We start from the raw sequence: 19,464 nt of genomic DNA on the forward strand, positions 1-19,464 counted from the left end.
GTGAACATCGGAGTGCCGGAACCCGTGTCGTGGTGAGAAGCCCTGGTGGGCAGGGCTTCATCCGTATGATGGGTGAGGTGATGGGAATCCCCAGCTTGATCTTGACGGTGTTGCAGCTGTGTGCTCTCGGCATGACGGTGTTCGCGCTCGTGCACGCGATTCGCCAGCGCCCGGATGCCTTCACGGCCGTGGACAAGCTGACCAAGCCGGTGTGGATCGCGATTCTGCTGGCGTCGCTGGGCGCCCTGCTGCTGGCGCAGACCCCGGTGGGGATTCTGGGTATCGCGGCGATCGTGGCCACCGGCGTCTACCTCGCCGATGTCCGGCCGAAGGTGGATGAGATCCAGCGTGGGCCGCGCTGGTAGCACGCGTTCGAGACAGTCGGCCGCCACTCCGGATCATCCGGGTGGCGGTCATTTTTTTCACATCAATGCGCTGGCCGGGGGTGAGGTGGGTTCCGACTCGGGAACTTTTCGGGTGCTTGCACTAGCAAGCACCCGATGGCGCAGGTTACTGTATCTAGCAGTAACACAAAGGAGTGTCCTATGCGGGCAACGCTGCCTCACCGGGCGAACCTCGGCCGGAAGGTCCGTGATCTGGTGCGCGAGCACCGGGCGGACCTGCGCAGCCGGACCTACGGCAACGCGGATCTGAATCCGCCGGCCGGTCCCTACGAGGTTGTCCCGGTCACCGCCTCCGATGGCGCCCGGCTCCGGGTGCACGCCTACGGTCCGGCCGACGGCGATGTGATCGTTCTCGTGCACGGCTGGACCTGCTGCCTCGAATACTGGAATCCCCAGATCAACGCCTTCGCGGGCGAATACCGCGTCATCGCCTACGACGTGCGCGGCCACGGCGAGAGCGACGAGGGCAGCGCCCCGCTCACCATCGATCAGCTCGCCGACGATCTCGCCGATGTCCTGGACGCCGTGCTGAAGCCGGGCCGGCGTGCGGTGCTGGTGGGGCACAGTCTGGGCGGCATGACGATTCAGGCCTGGTCGGGCCGGTATCCGCAACGGGTGCAGCGGCAGCTGCTCGCGGTGCTGCTCACCAATACCGCGGCCGGCGACCTGATCGCCGAGACCACCGTGGTGCCGTTCTTCAACCGGGGTATCGCCAAGCTGCCGTTCCTGGTCGGCCTGATCGGGCTGAGCACTCCGATTCTCTTCCCACCCATCCGGCCGGTGACGTGGGTGTTCCGGCGGCAGATCATGAGCCTGGCCGCGGTCGGCGATGTTGCCGCCTTCGGTCTGAACATCGTGCGCTCGTGCCCGGCGCGAGTGCGCGGCCGGTTCGGAACCCTGCTGTCCTACCTGAGAGTCGGGCGCGGGGCGGCCAATCTGACGGTGCCGACCACCGTCATCGCCGGGTCGGCCGACGATATGACCCCGCCGGTGCACTCGGAGCGGATCGTCGAGATGCTCGCCGCGACCGGCAGCCTGGACGGGTACCGGGTCCTGCCGACCGGCCACCTGGGGAATGTGGAGGCGTACCGGGAGTTCAATGCCGAACTTGCCCGGATCGCCAAGTCCGCGTTCGGAATTCCCGCGCGGGTGGTGGGCGCCTGAGGGGTGGGCTCGCTCACCCCTGAGGTTCCTTAACGGAGACGGCAGTCACAACGAACATAGTTGTAGAGCAAGAAGATATACCCATGCTTGCTATTGCAAGCGCCTTGGTTAGCGCGTTACGGTGGTCTGGAACACAAAGGAGTGCTCATGCTGGTGAAACTGCCAGAGGCCGGTGTCGGCGCCGATGCGCTGACCGCGCCCTTCCGCTCTGGGCTACGGTCCCGGAACTACCGGACCGCATCGCTCAACACCCCACGCCCCACCGAGATCATCCCCGTCACCACGCGTGACGGCGCGAAGCTGCGTGTGCACGCCTACGGTCCGGCCGACGGTGAGGTCATCGTGCTGGCGCACGGCTGGTCCTGCGCCATCGAATACTGGAACCCGCAGATCAACGCCTTCGCCGGCGAGTACCGGGTGATCGCGTTCGATCAGCGCGGCCACGGCGAAAGCGAGAGCGGCACACGCTCTTTCAGCGCCGATCAACTCGCGGACGACCTCTCCGATGTGCTCGACGCGGTGCTGCGTCCGGGCCGGCGGGCGGTGCTGGTCGGGCACAGCATGGGCGGCATGACCATTCAGGCGTGGGCCGACCGCTATCCGCACCAGGTCCGGCATCGGGCGTCGGCAGTGCTGCTGGCCACCACCGCCGCGCGTCAGATTCCCAACCGCGCCACCGTGATTCCGCTGCTCAATGATGTGATCCCGGGCCCGGACTGGCTGGCGCTGGCGCTGTTCGGCACGCCGGTGCCGCTGCCCGGCGGCCCCGCGGTCAACCTGATCGCCAAGCATCGGCTGATGACTCCGGCCGCCACCCGTGACCAGATCCTCTTCGGCACCTCGATCGTCCGTTCCTGCCGCCCGTCGGTGCGCGCGGCCGTGGCCCGGGGCCTGCTCGAACTCGATCTGCACGGTGCCGCAGCACATTTGACGATCCCGACCACGGTGATCGCGGGCTCGCACGATCGGCTGCTGCCGGAGGTGCATTCGCGCGAGATCGCCGACATCCTCGCCGCCGCGGGACATCTCGACCGGTACACCATCCTGCCCACCGGGCATCTGGTGAACATCGAGGCCGAGAAGGCGTTCAATGTGGAGCTGCACCGCGTGATCCGCCGGTCGCGCCGCGACCCGGTCGCCGTCGCCGGCTGACCTCGGAGACGACGACGCCCGCCCTGGGAAAACCGGGGCGGGCGTTGGCTTTTCGGGTCCTATTCGAAGACGACGGTGCGGCGGCCATGCACCAGCACCCGGCCCTCGAGATGCCAGCGCAGGCCGCGGGCCAGCACCACCCGTTCGATGTCCCGGCCCTGGCGGACCATGTCGCGCACGGTGTCGGAGTGGTCGATGCGGGTGACGTCCTGCTCGATGATCGGGCCCGCGTCCAGCTCGGCGGTGACGTAGTGGCAGGTCGCGCCGATCAGCTTGACGCCGCGGGCGAAAGCCTGGTGGTAGGGGCGCGCGCCGACGAAGGACGGCAGGAAGCTGTGGTGGATATTGATGGCCTTGCCCGCCCAGTGCTCGCACAGCTCCGACGGCAGCACCTGCATGAACCGGGCCAGCACCACGGCGTGCGGGTCGTGCACGTCGACCAGCTCGCGCACCTGCTCGAAGGCCGGGCCGCGTTCGGCCGGGTCCTTGGGGAAGGGCACGTAGTGGAACTTGATGCCGTGCGCCTCGGTCATGCCGGCCAGGTCCGGGTGATTGCCGATGACGGCCTCGATGGTGGCGGGCAGCTCGCCGCTGGTGGCCCGGCCGAGCAGGTCGTGCAGGCAGTGGCCATCCTTGGAGACCAGCAGCACCGCGCGGCGGCGTTCACCGGAGTCGTGCACCTGCCAGTCGGTCTCCGGGCCGAGGTCGGCGGCGACGGCGGTGAAGCGGCTGCGCAGCTCGTCCAGATCGAACGGCACGGTGGTGGCCTCGAGCGCCTGCCGGGTGAAGAACCACCCGGTCTCCAGGTCGGAGTGATAGCCCGCCTCCACGATCGACCCGCCGAATTCGGCGATGAACGAGGTGATGCGGGCGATGATGCCGGGACGATCCGGGCAGCCCAGGGTGAGCACGTAGCGACGGTCGTCCGGGGTGGAACTCATCCGACCAGCCTATCCGCCTCCCCGAGCCGTCAGCGCACGGACGGGTGCCATCGCCGGTTGTGCACGCGTGCCGGCGGTTGGGCACCGAACCGATCCCGGGCGTACCCGACGAGTTACCCCGCGCGGGACGAAATCAGCCGTCACCCCGGCAATCGAAAGACCTACAACTCGTAAAAGGCATCGGCGTAGCGGAATTCGCCCTTGATCTCCAGCTCGTAGGCGGTCAGGGGGCGGACCTGGAAGTGGGGCGTCCAGTCAGGTTTGTCGGGGATGATGCCGAGGCGGGTGCCGGGGACGAAGCCGAAACGCGGGTAGTACTCGAGGCTGCCGAGCAGACCGACCAGGGGTTCGTCGAGGGCGTCCGCGGCGCCGAGGGCGGCGTGCATAAGGGCCGAGCCGATGCCTTTGCGCTGGTGATCGGCGCGGACGCCGATCGGGCCCAGGGCCAGCACCGGGAAGGGGCCGATGGTCGCCCGGGTGAGGCAGACGTGCCCGACGATCTGATCGTGGAACTCCGCCACCAGGGACAGGGTCGGGATCCACACGGAACCGTCGTCGCGGAGGAGATGGACCAGACCGACTTCGACGGGGTCGCCGATCGGCTCGGAAGAGGGGGTATCACCGTCGGCATCCGCGGAGCGATCGAAGGCGCTGCGGTGCACCGCGTCGATCGCGGCGGCATCGCCGGTACGTTCACGACGGATCAGCACGCCTACAAGTCTGCGTGACAACGGTGGCCGCCCGCAACGAAATTCGCCGGGCGTGTGCCAAACTCGGTGCTCATGGCACAGATTTCCCGTCGTGATGTGGCGGCGATGATCGATCACACCCTGCTGTCACCCGATGCCACGCCCGCCGGGGTGGCCGCGCTCGTGGACGAGGCGCGCGAACTGGGCGTGTTCGCGATCTGCGTGTCGCCGTCCATGTTGCCGGTGCGTGCGCCGGGTCTGGTGGTGGCCACGGTCGCGGGATTCCCCTCCGGCAAACATCATTCGCTGGTCAAGGGGGCCGAGGCGCGGCTGGCGGTGGACCAGGGCGCGGCCGAGGTGGACATGGTTATCGACGTCGGCGCGGCGCGGGCCGGTGAGTACAACGCGGTGCTGGCCGACATCGTCACGGTGCGCGAGGCGATCGGGGATCGGGCGCTGCTCAAGGTCATCATCGAATCCGCCGCGCTCACCGATGAAGCCATTGCCGAGGTGTGCCGGGCCGCCGAGCGGGCGGGCGCGGATTTCGTGAAGACCTCCACCGGATTCCACCCCGCCGGCGGTGCGAGCGCGCACGCCGTGCGGCTGATGGCGGAGACCGTCGGCGGGCGGCTCGGGGTGAAGGCCAGCGGCGGTATCCGGAGCGCGGCGCAGGCGGCGGAACTGATCGCCGCCGGCGCCACGCGGCTGGGACTGTCGCGGTCTCGTGAAGTGCTGGAAGGGTTTCCGGACTAGCAGTTGACCGGTTGCTGCTGCTGATTCGGATCCGCCGTCAGCTCGGCGTGCCCGCCCTGCAGCGCGACGTGCAGGCCGTCCTTGGTGACCTCGACCTTGGTGGGCTGCAGGCCCATCGGGTAGCTCTGCAGGCTCCGCGTCATGAGATCCACGATGCCCGAGACCAGATCGGTGGGCAGGCCGAAGCCGAGCAGTGAGGCCTGCAAGGTGTCGACCTCGATCTTGTCGCCGACAATCTTTGGCTTGACCTGCAATTGGGCCAGGCCGCCCAGCACCGCGAAGCTCAGCGTGCCGGAGCCGGGATCGGCGGTGGTGCCGGAGACCATGCCGCCCAGCGTCTTCGTGATGCCGTCGGTGCTCCAGGTGACGTCGGCGGTGGAGCTGCCGACGGTGGCCTGCTTGCCGCCGTCCGACATTTCGACGTCATCGAAGGTGGCGTGTACGACCATGCCCTGCGCCGGGCCGAACTTGGAGTCGTCGCTGTTCACCGTCACCGAGCTGACCTTGTGGTCGAACATGGTGAGCAGCAGCGGTTTCCAGCCGAACGACACATCGATCTTGGAGCCCATCTGCGCCTGGAACTGCGAGCTGATGCACTTCTCGACCTTGTTGCGGGCGTAGGCCTCCCCGCCCCCCAGGCCGCCGGCCACCAGCAGCGTCGCCACCAGGCCCACGACGAGCAGGGTCTTCTTGCGATTTCGGGGCTTGCCGGACGAGCCGCCCTGCCCGCCACCGACATTCATCGGGGGCGGTGGTGTGCCGGGCGGCAGCTGCGCGCCGCCGGGCTGCGGAATCGAACCGGAGGTGCCGGTGCCGACCGGCAGCACCGTGGTCGGCGCCGAACCGGTCGAGTGGCCGGTGCCGGCGGTGGCGGCGGTGCCGGCGGTGGCGGCGGTGCCGGCGGTGGCGCCGGGGGCGCCGGGTGCGTAGGCCGCCTCGCCCGGGTGGAGGGCCTGGGTGGCCTGGTCGCCGTGCCGGGCGGTGGGGTCGTTCCACCAGTCGTTGGTGGCGCCCTGGCCGTTGAACACCTCGGTGGGCGAGTCGTGTGCCCCACCTAGGACTTCGGTGGGCGTGCTGTCCGGCTTGCCGAATTCGACCGGCTGCGCGGCAGGATTGTCCGGCTGCGCGACGGTGGCGTCGCGCTTGATCGCGTCGTCCGAGGTGGGTTCCGAATTCATGGACGTGATTCTTCCCGAGCTTTCTGTGTGAGCTCTGTGCATCCCGTGAGGTGTCGGCTCGCAGGCGTGGAATGTGACATAACGCACAGGGGTGCCGCTTATCCTGAACGTCATGGTTGGGAACGCGGCACCGGAGCCCGATCCGGAGTACGGATGGCGCGCGTTGCGGGAGCTGGCCGCGCGGCACGCGGGGTATTTCACCACCCGTCAGGTGCTGCGCACCGGGTGCGAGGTCCGGATTCGCGACGGGCTGCGGGACGGCAGCATTCTGCGTTCAGGGGTGGGGTTGCTGCGGATGGCCGACTGGCCGGACGGGCCGCTCGACGAATACGCCATGTGGTCGGCCTGGTTCGACGGGGCCGCGGCGGTCTCGCACCACAGCGCCGCCGAATTACACGGGCTGGGACGGTTGCGGCCGCGGTTCGTGCACCTGTCGGCGCGGGTCGGGCGGTTTCCGCTGTCGCCGCGGCTGGTGGTGCTGCGGCGCAGCTTCGCCCGCAATGATGTGGAGTCTGCGGGAGCCTTCCTGGTGACCACGCCGCTGCGGACCGTGCTGGATCTGGCCGAGGCCGGGATCGGGCAGGCCGCGCTGGACGAGGTGGTGGCCGACGCCGTCGCCATCCACCGCTGCGCTCGCGCCGAAATTCGTTCCGCCAGTGCCGCTCTGGATCCGGCCACGGCGGCCCGGCTGCACCGGGCCCTGACCCGCGCCCAGGAGGACCCGCGTTAGGGGCCTGCGGGGTTTTCGAGGTGTGGTCCTCGAGTTTTGCGGCGGCTCGTTTCGTGGCAGGGTGACTGTTCATGGGGACGGTCGGTGCTGACGTGTGGGATCTGGTGTTTCCGCCGGGGCCGCCCGAGCGGATCGCGGACATGTTCTCGGCGGCCGTGGTCGCCGACGCGATCCGGCCCTACGACGCCGATCTGGCGCAGTCGGTGGAGACCTGCCGGGACTGGCGGCGCGGCTACCACCGGGTTTTCCGGGGCATGACGGCGCTGGCCATCGGCGCGCCGGAGGTCTCGACCGGCATGGCCCGGGCGGGGCTGGGCGCGGTGCGCCATATGCTGCGGTTCACGGTCGGGCGCACGGTGGCGGCGCTGGACACCGTCGATGTCGACGCCGAGGCCGGCGGGACGGTCCTGGAGACCGCCGAGGTCTCGGGCGAGGCCCCCGCGGTGAAAGGCCTCGAGGTGCCGTGGCGCGGGCTGCTGCTGGCCGAGGACACGCTGCGGCTTCGGCTGGCCGAATGGCAGACCCGCGGGGTTTTGGAAGCCGACTTCGTGGCGGCGATCGAGCGGGTCATCGATCATCCGGAGTGGTTGCGGCTGCCAGGTTTCCGGGTGACCGTGACCGGTGCGGAGGCCGAGCTCGGGCCGCTGCGGCCGCTGCTGGGGTGGGGCGCGGATGTGCTGGCGGTGGATCGGCCGGGCCGGGTGCGATGGGAGCGGTTGCGGGCGGTCGCGAAGGCCGGGGCGGGGGTCATGCGGTTCCCGGTCGCGGACGGCGAACCCGGCGTGGACATCGCCCGGAGTTTTCCGGCCTTGGCCCGGTGGATCACCGCGCACAGTGACGCCCGCCCGGTGCTCGGGTTGTACGCCGGGCTGCCCGGGCCGGCCGGTGTCCGGCTCGCCGCCGCGTCCGACGTGCTCGCCGAAACCCTGCTGCGGCAGCATTCCGATGCGGCCCTCGCGCTGCTCGGCTCGCCGACCGACACCTACGCCGTGCCCGCCTCCGTGGTGGCGGCGGCCCGGGATCGCTTGGCGGAGCGCGGTATCCGTGGCCGTGCCCAGGATCTTCTGCATCGCGTGGCCCCGCACTCGCTCTACCGCCTCAACTACACGCGCCCGATCTTCGATTCGGAGGGCGGCGCCTGGGGTCTGTTCGACAATCTGCCCGCCCTGGCGGGACCGGATTACGCCCTGGCCCAACGGCTTCCGCGCTGGCGGGCCGTCCTGGCCCGCGCGGCCGGGCACACCGTGTCCGTCACGGTCGCCCCGCCCGCCTGGACCCGCAGCGTCGCCCGCGAATACCCCTGGCGCACTGCGGCATACCGTGCCGCCTCCCGTTTCGGCATCGAGGTCTTCGACCCCGCCACCGCCCGCACCCTGCTCGCCGCCAAACTGGTGGCGGATCTGTTCGCGGACGACGAACCCCGAAATGCCAACCCGGAGGCCCTCTTCGCCGTCGGCGCGGCCCACGGCGGCCTCTGGCGCCAGCCCTTCGCCCCACGCTCGTTGATGGCCCCGGCCGCGATCTCCGGCACGATCCAGGAGCTGCTCAACAAGCTCCAATGATCCGGGCGCGGTCGCCACCCCGCTCAGGGCAAGGGCGCGACGGCGGACCAGGGGACGGTGAGCATGTTGTCGCGCAGGCGGCGGCGGTGGGGGTGGAGCGGAAAACCCTGCTCGCGCAGGAGGTTCGCGGCGTGCCGCCAGCGGATCCGGGGGCCGTAGGGGGCCAGGGGCGCGGCGACGGCCCAGGCGCGGTCGGCGGCGGTGAGCAGGGTGTGGACGGGTTCGCCGGGGATATTGCGGTGGATGAGGGCCTTGGGGAGGCGTTCGGCGATGTCGGAGGGGGTTTCGACGGTGAAGGGGTCCCAGGCGAGGGTCAGGGAGCGCGGTGCGGTGCGGTCGAGGAGGATCCAGGCGCAGCGGCGGCCCAGTTCGTCGCAGGTGCCGTCGAGGAGGAGGCCGTCCGGAGCCAGACCGGACTGGATGGTCGACCAGGCTGCGGGGACGGCGGATTCCGGGTATTGGCGCAGCACATTGAAGGCGCGTACCAGGGTCGGGCGCAGGCCCGCGAGTTCGAAACCGCCGCGCGCGAACACCACCCCGTCCCGGCCGGGAACCACGCGGTCCGGATCGATCTCCAGGCCGACCACCCGCAGGTCTGGCCGCACGGTCCGCAGCCGGGCCGCCATCTCCAGGGTGGTGACGGGGCTGGCGCCGTATCCGAGATCCACCACGAGCGGATCCCCGGCATCCAGCAATCGTCCGGCGACGAGGGGGTCGTGTGCCATCCAGCGATCGCCGCGGCGCAGCCTGTTGATGCCGGTGGTGCCGCGGGTGATGGTGCCGATCGGCTTGGCTACCCGACGGGGTGCTGCTGATCCAGCCAAACCTTCGTCACCTCGGCTTCGGCGCGGAACAGGTCCACCAGGTTGACCAGCATGAGCTGTTCGAGCCTGCGCCCGAAGAACGGAAGGTGGACCTGGGCCCGCGAGGAGGTGCGCAGCGTGCAACCGGTCTCGGTGGGGAACAATCGCATGGTGCCTCCGAGAGTGCCTGGGCTGTTGGGGATTTCGGCGGTGTACTCGCCGGACACCTCGGGTCCGTAGGGGCCGTAGGTTTCCCGGCGGGTGATCACCATGTCCCTGTGCACCACCATCTGCGCCATCTCGGGCAGGGTGTCGCGGGGGAGCACGTGCCGCAGTTCGATGGTGATGCCCTGGTCCCCGGAGTCGAGCCTGACGATGTCGTTCGGGGAGTGCTTGCGCAGTTCCTCGATGCGGGCATCCCAGTGTTCGCGGTTCATCATCGCGGCGTACACCTCTTGCGTGGTGTGCAGCGGATACCGCGCGGAGTAGTCGAGTCGGCGTGACACGATCGCTCAGGTTACTGCCGGGCGACCCCGGTCAGTGCGATCTCAGGGCGGGTCGCCGGCTGTGAACCCGGCCGCTCAATGCGAACTCAGCCACGTGTCGGTGAACACGGCCTCGCGCTCCAGCAGTTCGGTGAGGTGCTGCTGGATGGCGGCCTCGATCTTCTTGCCGAACAATGGGATCTTCACGTCGATGGAGCCGTCCACCACGAAGGTGGAGCCGGAGCCGTCGTCGGTGACGGTCAGGGTGCCGTTCACGGTGGCGGGCGCGCCCTCGACGTGGGCCTCGACGGTGCCGCCGCTGCCGTGCCAGGTCTCGGTGCGCGGAATGGTCAGGCCCTCGGGCTTGATCGCGGTGATCTGCGCGGGCAGCTCCTCGGCCGGAATCGTCTGCACCATGTCGACGCGCACCTGGTCACCGCTGATGACAAGGGTCTCGATACGGGCATTGGGACCGCCGACCGCTTCGATGCGGTCCTTCCAGTACTGCTCGTCGGCGAACGCCGCGCGCACCGCGGCCATGGGATGTGTGGAGTGCGCAGTGAAGGCCAGAGGTGTCGCCATGGTCGGACAGGCTACCGTCTGTGCCTGTGCGTACTTCTCGGGTGGTGTCGTTCGACGACCTGCGGGACCGGCTGACGGCAACCGGTGCGCGGCTGCGTGCCGCGGTGCCGTTGGCGGAGCTGACGACCCTGCGGGTCGGCGGCCCGGCCACGGTCGCCGACTGCGCGACCACCGACGCCCTGGTGGCGACCGTGCGCGAACTGGACGCGGCCGGCATTCCGGTGCTGCTCATCGCGGGTGGCTCCAATCTGCTGATCGGTGACGACGGCTTCGACGGGGTCGTGGTGCGGATCGCGACCGAGGGCGTGCAGATCAGCGGTGACACCGCGATCGCCGAGGCGGGTGCGAACTGGGACGCGGTGGTGGCCGCCACGGTGGCGGCCGGATTCGGCGGGCTGGAATGCCTGTCCGGAATTCCCGGTTCGGCCGGTGCCACACCGGTCCAGAACGTCGGCGCGTACGGCGTCGAGGTGGCGGGTTTGCTGCGCCGGGTGCGGTTGCTGGACCGCGCCACCGGTGAGATTCGCTGGGCCGAGCCGGCCGAGCTCGGATTCGGTTATCGCACTTCGGTTCTCAAGCACAGCGCTGCCGCGGTGGTGCTGGCCGTCGAATTCGCGCTGCGTGCGGACGGTTCCAGTGCGCCGCTCGGCTATCGCGAGCTGGCGCATGCGCTCGGTGCGGCCGAGGGCGAGTCCCGTCCCGCGGCCGAGGTGCGAGACGCGGTGCTGCGTTTGCGGGCGGGTAAGGGCATGGTGCTGGATCCGGCGGATCACGACACCTGGAGTGCGGGTTCGTTTTTCACCAATCCCGTCATTCCGGACGCGCGGGTGGCGGCGGTGCGCGCGGCGATCGCGTCACATCTGGGGGCGGACGTGGCCGTGCCCACCTATCCCGCGGACGGCGGGGTAAAGTTCTCGGCGGGCTGGCTCATCGAGCGCGCCGGCTTCGCCAAGGGCTTTCCGGGCGACGGGTCTCCAGCGCGTTTGTCGACCAAACACACGCTGGCGCTGACCAATCGGGGCGCGGCTACCGCGACCGATCTGGTGACCCTCGCTCGCACGGTTCGCGAGGGGGTTGCTGAGCGCTTCGGCATTCACTTGGATCCGGAACCTGTGACCGTGGGAGTCAGCCTGTAGCGAGTGGCTTTCGCCATCAATTCAGCGTCCGGAATACACGGTTTGCGGGGGTAGGGTCGAGCAAGTGAGTAATCGAGGACTGTCCCGCCGAGCGGCCATGCGGGCCGCTCTGGTGGCGTCGACGGCAGTGATCGCGGCGGCGTGTTCGTCGTCGAACAAGGGTGGTGGCGGCCCCGCGCAGCCTGCCGCTCCGGTCGCGTCCGTCAAGCTGGAGCCGGGTAACGGCACCGACAATGTCAATCCGACCATTGCCGTGTCGGCCACGGTCAGCAATGGCCGCATCGATCAGCTGGCGCTGACCAATTCCAATGGCAAGCAGGTAACCGGCACCTTCGATGCCACTCACAGCAAATTCACGGTGAACGAACCGCTCGGCTACGGCGCCACCTACACCTGGTCCGGCACCGCCATCGGCACCGACAGCAAGCCGGTGGCCATCGACGGCAAGTTCACCACCATCAGCCCCAAGAACACCGCGCCCGCCACCATCAATATCGGTGACGGCCAGGAGGTCGGCATCGCGGCGCCGATCATGCTCCAGTTCAAGGGGCACGTCGAGAACAAGGCCGCGGTCGAGAAGGCGCTCGTCGTCACCGCCACCCCGGCCACCGAGGGCTCGTGGGCGTGGCTGCAGGACGACAACGGCGGCTCCCGGGTGCACTGGCGGCCCCGCGAGTACTGGCAGCCGGGCACCACCGTGCACGTCGGCGCCAAGCTGTACGGCCTGGACATGGGCAGCGGGCTGTTCGGCGACTCCGACCTCACCTCCGACTTCCGCATCGGCCGCGCCCAGATCGTGAAGGCCGCCGCCCCCACCCACCGCGTTCAGGTGGTGCGCGACGGGCAGACCGTCTTCGACTTCGCCTGCAGCTACGGCGAAGGCAACCAGGACCGCAATGTCACCCGCTCCGGCATCCATGTGGTGACCGAGAAGTACGAGGATTTCATGATGTCCAACCCGCCGTTCTACACGAACGTGCGGGAACGCTGGGCCGTGCGCATCTCCAACAATGGCGAGTTCATTCACGCCAATCCGGAATCGGTGTCCGCCCAGGGCAATTCGAACGTCACCAATGGCTGCATCAACCTCAGCCCGACCGACGCCCAGGCCTACTTCCCGACCGCCCTCTACGGCGATCCGGTCGAGGTCACCGGCACCCGCATCCAGCTCTCCGCGGCGGACGGCGACGTCTACGACTGGACCATCGACTGGGAGACCTGGAAGGGTCTCTCGGCGCTGCAGGGCGAGCCGAAGAACCAGATCTCGGCCACCCCACTCGCGCCCCAGCCCGTCGGCGGCCGCTGAAAACCCTTCCGCGACAGTCGCAATCCCCGTACTGCCGTGGGTTGGCGGTGTCGGTGATCCCGGATAGTGTCGGGGCATGTCCGGGAACTCGACCTCGGCCGATGTGCGCGCCCTGAGTCCCTCGGAGCGGTGGTTCTGGATCATCGACCGACTGTCGCCGTCGAATTGCTGTGGGCGGGTGCGGGTTCACGGGCGAGTTTCGGCGCGGCGGCTGGAAGAGGCGGCCGCGGCTCTGGTGGCGGAGTATCCGCTGTTGCGGGTCGGGGTGGTGGACGGGGCGGGCCGGGATCCGTGGTTCCGGGAGTCGGCCGAGCCGGGGATTCCGGTGCGGCGCATGGAGTCGCACGATTCCGAAGCGTGGATGCGGGAGATCGATGTAGAGATGGCTGATCCCTTCGACACCGCGAAGGGGTTGGCGCGCATTGTCGATATCGCGGTCGGGGCGGGGACCGCGGACGAGTTCCATGACATCGTGCTCACGATCTCGCACATCATCGTGGACGGCCGGTCGCTGATGGCGTTGCTGCGGAAGCTGATCGAGCATGCGGCGGGGGCGAGTGCCGGGCTGGTGGAACGTGCGGGAGTTCCGGCCGCGGATGATCTGATTCCCGTCGGGGCGCGGGGGATGTGGCGATGGGCGTACACGACGCTGTTCGATCAGGTGGCCGCGCTCTGGCAGCGGCCGCAGCGCGTGGCCGGTGCGCAGGCGGCGCTGCCGGAGCGGCGAACCAGGGTCGTGCACCGGGTGCTCGATCGGGAAGCGCTGGCGGCGTTGGTGACCGACTGCCGGCGCGCCGGAGTCACCGTGCACGGGGCGCTGGCCGCGGCGGCGGCGTCCGCGATCGGCGCCTCGAATTCCGGGGGAAGCGGAACCGCCGGGATCGGGTCGCCCGTGGATTTCCGGGGATTGCTCTCCCCGCGTCCGGCCGACGATGAGCTGGGGATCTATGCGCCGGTGCTGGTCGGATTCGTGCCGTTCGGAGTTCCGCTGTGGACCGCGGCCCGGTCGGTGAAGCGGCAACTCGAGCGCGGGGTGCGGCAGCGGCGGCATCTGGCGACGGTGGCGGGCATGCGATTCGGGACGCCGCGGGCACTCGCATCCGGCCGGCGCCTGGCGGACCTGGTGGATCGGCGGGCGCCGTGGAATGTGTCGCTCACCAACCTGGGGCGGGTCGAATTCCCGGAAACGGCCGGGGCGTGGCGACTTTCGGGACTGACGCTGGCCGCGTCGAATTCCTGTGTGAGCGTCCTGACCGTGTCGGTCGCGACGGCGCACGGGGAAATGCGCCTCGGGTTCTGCTACGCGGAACCGGTCCTGTCCGCCCGGCGGGCCGCGGATTTCGCGGACGCGATGCTGACCGCGCTGCGTGAGCGCCCGGATCCCTCAGCCGAGCCGCTGGGTCAGCCGGGCGCGTAGCTCGGCCCGGTCGGGCTTGCTGGTGCGCCCGCCGACCGGGATCTCCGCGACCAGCACGATGTCGTCCGGCAGTGCGGAAACATCGATCAGGGACGGTAATTCGCGGCGTAGCCGGTCCGCGATATCGAAGGCGTCCGGGTCCGGCACCACGGCCAGCACGATGCGCTCGTCGCCGATCTCGTCGGGAATGCCGACCATGATGGCCTGCCGCACGCCCTCGACGCCCGCGATGGCCGGTTCGTACAGGCCCGGATAGATATTGGTCTTGCCGCGGATCATCATGTCCTTCTTGCGGCCCATGAGCACCAGGGTGTGGCCCTCGAAGCGGGCCAGGTCGCCGGTGGCGATCTCCTTCAGCGGCGGTTCCCCGAGGTAGCCGTGGCACAGGTTGGGGCCGGAGAGGATGAGCTCGCCGTCGTCGGCCAGGCGCGCGTCCACGCCCTCGACCGGTGGGCCGAGTGGATCCCCGGTTCCCTCGAAGGCCAGCTTGTCCGCGCCGGAGGTGATGGCCACCGGCAGGATCTCGGTCATGCCGTAGACGGCCAGGAATTCGGTGTCCGGGAGGGCGGCGCGAGCACGGCGCAGCAGCGCGGTGGTGACCGGGGCGCCGCCCAGCGTGATCTCCTCCAGGTGTATCGGCGCGACCAGCCGCCCGGCCTCGATGGCGTCCAGCACCACCGCCAGGTCGGCGGGGGTGAAGAAGGCATGCGTCGCCGTGCCGAGGGTGCGCGCGAAGCCGATCGGGTCGATGTGGGTGCCGAAACGCGGGTACCGCGGCATGGACCAGCGCGCGCCCTCCAGCACCGCGGGCAGACCCATCATCAGCTGTTCGGTGTGCAGGTGCGAGCCGGGCATGAGGGTGGTGCAGCCCGCCATGGCCGCCAGTCCCGCACCCAGCGAACCGCGGGTGTGCACAACGGCTTTCGGGTCGGCGGTGGTGCCGGAGGTGAAGACGATGAGCGCCTCGGCGTCGGGGTCCTCGACGGGCGCGTCGAAGGTCGATGTGGTCGCGGGACCTCGCCAACCGGGCTCGGAACCCGCCAGCTGCCGCAGCGCGAGGGCCCCGCGCGGCGTGCCCGGTAGCCGCGGCCCGCATCGGATGTGCCGCACCGGCAGCCGGCCGAACTCGGGCAGCGATAGCCCGAGCCGGCGTCCGAATCCGCGCAGGGGCCCGCTCAGCAGGTACAGCAGCGATTCCGTGGCCGCCCAGCTCGGCTCCACCAATTCCAGGCGGCGTGCGAACAATTCGGGCCCGACGCCCGGGTCCACGAACACGATGGTGCCACCCGCCGCGATGGTCCCGAACACCATGACCACGGCGTCCACGCAGGGCCGGATGGAGAACAGCATGCGGTCGCCGGGCCGGAAGCCGTTGCCGTGCAGGCGTTTCACGACCAGCCGGACGCGGGCGTCGAGTTCGGCGAAGCTGAGCGGCGGTTCGCCGATCATGCCCAGCGCGGGCGCGTCGGGGGTGCGCAGCACCTGCTCGCGGAGCAGCGCGGTGAAATCCTCACCCGCCGAGGGGTATCCAGCGTTCACCGGATATCCACCAGCTCCGGTTTGTAGCGGTGGTCGGCGTACCAGGCGAGAGTCTTGCGCACACCCCAGGCTCGCACGCGCCGGTTGGAGCCGTACACCCGCACGTCCCGGCGCAGCCCGTAGTCGGTGGTGAGCGTGCGCACGGCGTTCACCAGCGCCCGATCCTCGTGCAGCTCCTCGATGGCGGTGCGCGGGAATCCGCCTGCGGCCTCGTACAGTTCGGCGGTGATGGCCATATTGCACCCGGGCGTCATGACATACGGACCCAGGTAGCGCGGATCGCGGTTGCCGGGCCGGAATTTCCCGAACAGAGCGGCCACCTCCAGCGCGACCAGGATGACGGTGCGGTCGCGCAGCCGCACGCCCTCGTCGGTGCGCGGGATCAGCTGTCCGCTGATCAGCCGCAGCCCCGAGTCGAAGGCGGCCCGGATGCGCGCGGTCCAGTCGGGGGCGGGCAGGCAGTCGGCGTCGGTGCGGGCCAGCCGGGTCGCACCGGCCGCGATGGCGTGCCGCATGCCGGTGTCGGCGGCCGCACCGGTGCCCTTGCGCGGCTCGGTGATCACCTCGACGCGCAGGCCCGGATGGGTGTCCGCGAAATCGCGCACCACCTTGACGGTGGCGTCGGTCGAGTTGTTGTCCACCACCAGCAGCGTGAAGTCCCGGTCCCGCTGCCCGGCCAGGGCGGACAGCGTGCCGGCGATGCCGTGCTCCTCGTTGTAGGCGGGCACGATCACCCACAGTTCGTTCATGGCCTCTCCCGGCGGATTCCTGGCCCGGCTCACGGTTTCGGCAGGCGGTAGGCGATGGCCGCGGCCGACGGCCCGGCCCCGGCGGCCACGAACAAGGCCACGTCGGCCCGATCGAGCTTGCCGCTGTCGCGGGCCGCCAGATACGCGACCGGCAGTGCCGAGGTGTGCGCGTCGAAGCGCGGGGAGGCGGAGCTCTCGGTGTCGTCGGCGCTGATCGCCTCCGGCGCGATGCCCAGGCGCTCGGCCAACAGTGCGGGGAATCCTGCGGTGGGCCGCCCGCAGATGAGCACCGTCCGCGCGCGGGGAGCGTCGGCCACGTCGAGGGCCTCGGTCGCCGCCGAAACCGCGTGGCGCAGCAGCTCTTCGACATCGCCGGTGCGGTTCACGGTGATCGAGGACCGGCCGGTCGCGCCCATGTCCGCCAGCCGCACGAAGCCCTCCGCCGCGGGCCGTCCGTCGGTGGCGCTGATGTGCAGCGCCCCGAATCCGGCTGTGCCCGGCCGCTTTTCCAGCAGCATGGCCGCGCCCACCGGCTTGATCGGGAAGCCCGGCTGCGGTTCGGGGGATTTCGACGGGTGCGCGTCACCGGAGACCAGCAGCACCCGGTGCACGGTCGGGGCCTCCAGCAGCGCCTGGCTGACCTGGATGGCATTGAGCATGCCGCAGGCGCCGTTCATCAGATCGAAGGACAGGCACGGCACATCGCCGCTGCGATACTCCAACCCGATGCCGGCCTGCTGCTGAATCAGTGCGGACATGGCCGGTTCCACCATGTTCGAGTCGCGATAGACGCCGGTATTGATCAGCGCGTCGATCTGCTCCGGCGTGGCGCCGGCCTCCGCGATGGCCCTGCGCGCCGCGGCCGCCGCCTGCTCGATGGAGCTGCCGCCGCCGATTTCGGTGGTTACGGAAGAAATGACGATTCCCATGCTGCATCACACCCGAAGGTCGCCGAGCGTCACCGACAGGAACCCGGCCACGACGCCGGAAGCCGCGGGCACCATCAGTACTTTCGCCCCGGACGCTATCCGCTGTTGTTTGAGCGCATCGTGTAATACCACGAAATGCGAGGTGGATGCGGTGTTGCCGTAGCGGTCCAGGACCATGAGCGCGGGCGGCACCGGAGCGTCGAATTCGCGTTCGGCGATCTTGGACACCAATTCCACCGCGGGCGCGCTGAATTGATGATGAATCACGTGGTCGTAGCCCTCCGCCGCGAAACTGCTGTTGTTCTCGCGCAGGAAATCCCGCTGCCGGGTGGTCCACAGCAGATAGCGGGCCTCGTTGTGCATGGCCCGGTTGTCGGTGTACAGCGCGATACCGGAACTGCGGTCGCTGGGCATGCCCAGGCACAACTGCGCGAAGCCGGCGCTGGTATTGAGTTCGATGTAGTCGATGCCCTCGTCGGTGCTGCCCTCGCCGTCCAGAATGACCGCGGCCGCACCGTCTCCGACGGTCAGCGAGGCGAACTGCGGATCGTATTTTTCGGACATCTCACGCACGGCGGTGTCGGAGATGGGCGTGATGTACTCCCCGGAAACCACCAGCCCGCGTTTCACCATGCCCGCACGAATCATGCGATCCAGCACGAGAACTCCGCTCATCATGCCCGCGCAGGCATTGGAGACGTCGAAATGGATGGCCCCGGTCGCGCCGAGTTCATTGCGGATCATGAGTGCGAAGGACGGCTCCACACAGAATTCGCCGTCGCGAATGCGGGTGATGGAGCAGGAGATGACGACATCCAGATCGGCAGCGTCATAGGACGAATTGTCCAGTGCGGTCCGCGCCGCCGCCAGGGCGACGCTCAGGGAATCCTCGTTCTCGGCGCAGCGGCGGCGGTGCCGCACGCCGCTGATGCGCTCCAGGTCGATGGGGGAGTCGATGGCCAGCTGGGCCAGCAACTCCGCGGTCGATATCTCGGTGTCGGGCAGATAGGACCCGACCGCCTCGATTCGTGATCTCACCATGTTCACTCCAAGCAGCCCTCGGTTGCGGGCGACGCTAGCAGTGCCGATATTTCGGTTTTGAAAAATCTATGATTCAGATCATGTGAGGTGAACTACATTGCGGCACAACACCATTTGACCTACGCCTGAAGGGGTGACTTCACGAGCGGCGGGCGAAACGTCCCGACTCGGCCTGATCGCGCGGCTTGACGACAATGGTGTCCAGATTGACGTGCGGCGGACGTGAGGCCACGAAGCCCACGATCTCCGCGATGTCCTGCGCGACAAGCGGATCGATGCCCCGGTACACGCTCGCCGCGCGCTCGGCGTCGCCACCGAAACGCACCAGCGAGAATTCGGTCTCCACCGCGCCCGGCGCGATCTCGGTCAGCCGCACCGGCTGACCCAGCAGCTCGCCCCGCAGCGTCCGGTGCAGTACCGCCTGCGCGTGCTTCGCCGAGGTGTAGCCGGAACCGTTGTCGTAGGTGGAGAACGCGGCCACCGAGGTGATGGTGACGATCAGGCCGTCACCGGAGGCGATCAGCTTGGGCAGCAACGACTTCGTGAGCCGCAGCGTGCCCAGCACATTGGTCTCCCACATCCAGCGCCAGTCGTCCAGATCCGCCTCGAGCACCGGGGCCAGGCCCTTCGCGCCGCCGGCATTGTTGACCAGCACATCGCAGCGCTCGACGGCCTCGGTGAAGGCGCGCACCGACTCCTCGTCGGTCACATCCAGCGGCAGCGCGGTCCCGCCGATCTCCGCGGCCAGCTGCTCCAGCCGATCGACCCGCCGGGCGCCGACGTACACGTGGTACCCCTGTTTGGCGAGTTCGCGGGCGGTTGCCTCGCCGATACCCGAACTGGCTCCGGTCACCACAGCGGTACGAGTGCTCATGTCCCTGAGCTTAGGCAGGGCGTGTCGCCG

20 protein-coding genes are annotated in these 19,464 nt (G+C 69.3%); 9 read left to right on the plus strand and 11 right to left on the minus strand.

The features are described 5' to 3' along the window. Positions 1 to 68: 68 nt before the first annotated feature. The 3 genes from ABZ909_RS30920 (at position 69) to ABZ909_RS30930 (ending at position 2,720) form a co-directional block, all read left to right on the plus strand. Positions 69 to 365, plus strand: a complete 297-nt coding sequence (locus tag ABZ909_RS30920) for a DUF2516 family protein (protein ID WP_354847175.1) — start codon at positions 69 to 71, stop codon at positions 363 to 365. A gap of 180 nt (positions 366 to 545) precedes the next feature. Continuing rightward, positions 546 to 1,568: an alpha/beta hydrolase gene (locus ABZ909_RS30925; protein WP_357006541.1), complete on the plus strand. Its 1,023-nt coding sequence runs from the start codon at positions 546 to 548 to the stop codon at positions 1,566 to 1,568. A gap of 147 nt (positions 1,569 to 1,715) precedes the next feature. Next, positions 1,716 to 2,720, plus strand: coding sequence for an alpha/beta hydrolase (locus ABZ909_RS30930; protein WP_357006544.1), 1,005 nt, complete (start codon positions 1,716 to 1,718; stop codon positions 2,718 to 2,720). 59 nt (positions 2,721 to 2,779) lie between these two features. Here ABZ909_RS30930 and purU read toward each other — a convergent pair whose 3' ends face one another. Together purU and ABZ909_RS30940 are read right to left on the minus strand one after the other, a co-directional pair. Continuing rightward, positions 2,780 to 3,661: a formyltetrahydrofolate deformylase gene (gene purU / locus ABZ909_RS30935; RefSeq protein WP_357006547.1), complete on the minus strand. Its 882-nt coding sequence runs from the start codon at positions 3,659 to 3,661 to the stop codon at positions 2,780 to 2,782. Between the two features lie 161 nt (positions 3,662 to 3,822). Further along, the gene (locus tag ABZ909_RS30940; RefSeq protein ID WP_357006550.1) at positions 3,823 to 4,371 is read right to left on the minus strand and encodes an N-acetyltransferase; all 549 of its coding nucleotides are present in this window, start codon (positions 4,369 to 4,371) and stop codon (positions 3,823 to 3,825) included. Positions 4,372 to 4,443: 72 nt separating this feature from the next. Between ABZ909_RS30940 and deoC the strand changes: the two genes are divergently transcribed. Beyond that, positions 4,444 to 5,103: a deoxyribose-phosphate aldolase gene (deoC, locus tag ABZ909_RS30945; RefSeq protein ID WP_357006553.1), complete on the plus strand. Its 660-nt coding sequence runs from the start codon at positions 4,444 to 4,446 to the stop codon at positions 5,101 to 5,103. Here deoC and ABZ909_RS30950 read toward each other — a convergent pair. Continuing rightward, positions 5,100 to 6,281: a DUF2993 domain-containing protein gene (locus ABZ909_RS30950; protein ID WP_357006556.1), complete on the minus strand. Its 1,182-nt coding sequence runs from the start codon at positions 6,279 to 6,281 to the stop codon at positions 5,100 to 5,102. The genes deoC and ABZ909_RS30950 overlap by 4 nt on opposite strands. Positions 6,282 to 6,393: 112 nt before the next feature. Here ABZ909_RS30950 and ABZ909_RS30955 point away from each other — a divergent pair, with 112 nt between their 5' ends. Next, entirely contained in the window at positions 6,394 to 7,011 is a 618-nt protein-coding gene (locus ABZ909_RS30955; protein ID WP_357006559.1) for a type IV toxin-antitoxin system AbiEi family antitoxin domain-containing protein, read from the plus strand. Positions 7,012 to 7,082: 71 nt separating this feature from the next. Beyond that, a complete protein-coding gene (locus tag ABZ909_RS30960) occupies positions 7,083 to 8,573 on the plus strand; it encodes a hypothetical protein (RefSeq protein WP_357006562.1) in 1,491 nt (496 codons plus the stop codon). 23 nt (positions 8,574 to 8,596) lie between these two features. Here ABZ909_RS30960 and ABZ909_RS30965 read toward each other — a convergent pair whose 3' ends face one another. The 3 genes from ABZ909_RS30965 to ABZ909_RS30975 all read right to left on the minus strand — a co-directional run bounded on the left by ABZ909_RS30965 (position 8,597) and on the right by ABZ909_RS30975 (position 10,443). Continuing rightward, positions 8,597 to 9,397, minus strand: coding sequence for a class I SAM-dependent methyltransferase (locus ABZ909_RS30965; RefSeq protein ID WP_357006565.1), 801 nt, complete (start codon positions 9,395 to 9,397; stop codon positions 8,597 to 8,599). Continuing rightward, complete coding sequence (locus tag ABZ909_RS30970) at positions 9,367 to 9,882, minus strand: DUF2505 domain-containing protein (RefSeq protein ID WP_357006567.1); 516 nt, start codon at positions 9,880 to 9,882, stop codon at positions 9,367 to 9,369. The genes ABZ909_RS30965 and ABZ909_RS30970 overlap by 31 nt, the downstream gene beginning before the upstream one ends. A gap of 75 nt (positions 9,883 to 9,957) precedes the next feature. After that, positions 9,958 to 10,443, minus strand: a complete 486-nt coding sequence (locus tag ABZ909_RS30975) for a DUF2505 domain-containing protein (protein WP_357006570.1) — start codon at positions 10,441 to 10,443, stop codon at positions 9,958 to 9,960. Positions 10,444 to 10,484: 41 nt separating this feature from the next. On the opposite strand from ABZ909_RS30975, the gene ABZ909_RS30980 reads away from it, so the two are divergent. The 3 genes from ABZ909_RS30980 to ABZ909_RS30990 all read left to right on the plus strand — a co-directional run bounded on the left by ABZ909_RS30980 (position 10,485) and on the right by ABZ909_RS30990 (position 14,302). Then, complete coding sequence (locus tag ABZ909_RS30980; RefSeq protein ID WP_357006753.1) at positions 10,485 to 11,579, plus strand: UDP-N-acetylmuramate dehydrogenase; 1,095 nt, start codon at positions 10,485 to 10,487, stop codon at positions 11,577 to 11,579. Between the two features lie 64 nt (positions 11,580 to 11,643). Then, entirely contained in the window at positions 11,644 to 12,885 is a 1,242-nt protein-coding gene (locus tag ABZ909_RS30985; protein ID WP_357006573.1) for an Ig-like domain-containing protein, read from the plus strand. 76 nt (positions 12,886 to 12,961) lie between these two features. After that, positions 12,962 to 14,302, plus strand: coding sequence for a hypothetical protein (locus ABZ909_RS30990; RefSeq protein ID WP_357006576.1), 1,341 nt, complete (start codon positions 12,962 to 12,964; stop codon positions 14,300 to 14,302). Here the strand turns inward: ABZ909_RS30990 and ABZ909_RS30995 are convergent. The 5 genes from ABZ909_RS30995 to ABZ909_RS31015 all read right to left on the minus strand — a co-directional run bounded on the left by ABZ909_RS30995 (position 14,270) and on the right by ABZ909_RS31015 (position 19,434). Continuing rightward, positions 14,270 to 15,841: a class I adenylate-forming enzyme family protein gene (locus ABZ909_RS30995; protein WP_357006579.1), complete on the minus strand. Its 1,572-nt coding sequence runs from the start codon at positions 15,839 to 15,841 to the stop codon at positions 14,270 to 14,272. The two genes, ABZ909_RS30990 and ABZ909_RS30995, sit on opposite strands and share 33 nt — an antisense overlap. Next, the gene (locus ABZ909_RS31000; protein WP_357006582.1) at positions 15,838 to 16,590 is read right to left on the minus strand and encodes a glycosyltransferase; all 753 of its coding nucleotides are present in this window, start codon (positions 16,588 to 16,590) and stop codon (positions 15,838 to 15,840) included. The genes ABZ909_RS30995 and ABZ909_RS31000 overlap by 4 nt, the downstream gene beginning before the upstream one ends. A 29-nt stretch (positions 16,591 to 16,619) precedes the next feature. After that, the gene (locus tag ABZ909_RS31005) at positions 16,620 to 17,519 is read right to left on the minus strand and encodes a hypothetical protein (RefSeq protein ID WP_357006585.1); all 900 of its coding nucleotides are present in this window, start codon (positions 17,517 to 17,519) and stop codon (positions 16,620 to 16,622) included. Between the two features lie 6 nt (positions 17,520 to 17,525). Continuing rightward, positions 17,526 to 18,560, minus strand: a complete 1,035-nt coding sequence (locus ABZ909_RS31010; RefSeq protein WP_357006588.1) for a 3-oxoacyl-[acyl-carrier-protein] synthase III C-terminal domain-containing protein — start codon at positions 18,558 to 18,560, stop codon at positions 17,526 to 17,528. A 139-nt stretch (positions 18,561 to 18,699) separates the two neighbouring features. Next, a complete protein-coding gene (locus tag ABZ909_RS31015) occupies positions 18,700 to 19,434 on the minus strand; it encodes an SDR family NAD(P)-dependent oxidoreductase (RefSeq protein WP_357006591.1) in 735 nt (244 codons plus the stop codon). Positions 19,435 to 19,464 lie beyond the last annotated feature (30 nt).

Source organism: Nocardia sp. NPDC046763 (assembly GCF_040645495.1).
GTDB lineage: Bacteria > Actinomycetota > Actinomycetes > Mycobacteriales > Mycobacteriaceae > Nocardia.

Bases quoted from the DNA above. Each gene is read 5' to 3' on its own strand.
- ABZ909_RS31005 (WP_357006585.1), bottom strand. From the start codon at position 17,519: ATGGGAATCGTCATTTCTTCCGTAACCACCGAAATCGGCGGCGGCAGC.
- ABZ909_RS30930 (WP_357006544.1), top strand. From the start codon at position 1,716: ATGCTGGTGAAACTGCCAGAGGCCGGTGTCGGCGCCGATGCGCTGACC.
- ABZ909_RS30990 (WP_357006576.1), top strand. From the start codon at position 12,962: ATGTCCGGGAACTCGACCTCGGCCGATGTGCGCGCCCTGAGTCCCTCG.
- deoC (WP_357006553.1), top strand. From the start codon at position 4,444: ATGGCACAGATTTCCCGTCGTGATGTGGCGGCGATGATCGATCACACC.
- ABZ909_RS30960 (WP_357006562.1), top strand. From the start codon at position 7,083: ATGGGGACGGTCGGTGCTGACGTGTGGGATCTGGTGTTTCCGCCGGGG.
- ABZ909_RS30975 (WP_357006570.1), bottom strand. From the start codon at position 10,443: ATGGCGACACCTCTGGCCTTCACTGCGCACTCCACACATCCCATGGCC.
- purU (WP_357006547.1), bottom strand. From the start codon at position 3,661: ATGAGTTCCACCCCGGACGACCGTCGCTACGTGCTCACCCTGGGCTGC.
- ABZ909_RS31015 (WP_357006591.1), bottom strand. From the start codon at position 19,434: ATGAGCACTCGTACCGCTGTGGTGACCGGAGCCAGTTCGGGTATCGGC.
- ABZ909_RS30925 (WP_357006541.1), top strand. From the start codon at position 546: ATGCGGGCAACGCTGCCTCACCGGGCGAACCTCGGCCGGAAGGTCCGT.
- ABZ909_RS30955 (WP_357006559.1), top strand. From the start codon at position 6,394: ATGGTTGGGAACGCGGCACCGGAGCCCGATCCGGAGTACGGATGGCGC.
- ABZ909_RS30950 (WP_357006556.1), bottom strand. From the start codon at position 6,281: ATGAATTCGGAACCCACCTCGGACGACGCGATCAAGCGCGACGCCACC.
- ABZ909_RS31000 (WP_357006582.1), bottom strand. From the start codon at position 16,590: ATGAACGAACTGTGGGTGATCGTGCCCGCCTACAACGAGGAGCACGGC.
- ABZ909_RS31010 (WP_357006588.1), bottom strand. From the start codon at position 18,560: ATGGTGAGATCACGAATCGAGGCGGTCGGGTCCTATCTGCCCGACACC.
- ABZ909_RS30920 (WP_354847175.1), top strand. From the start codon at position 69: ATGGGTGAGGTGATGGGAATCCCCAGCTTGATCTTGACGGTGTTGCAG.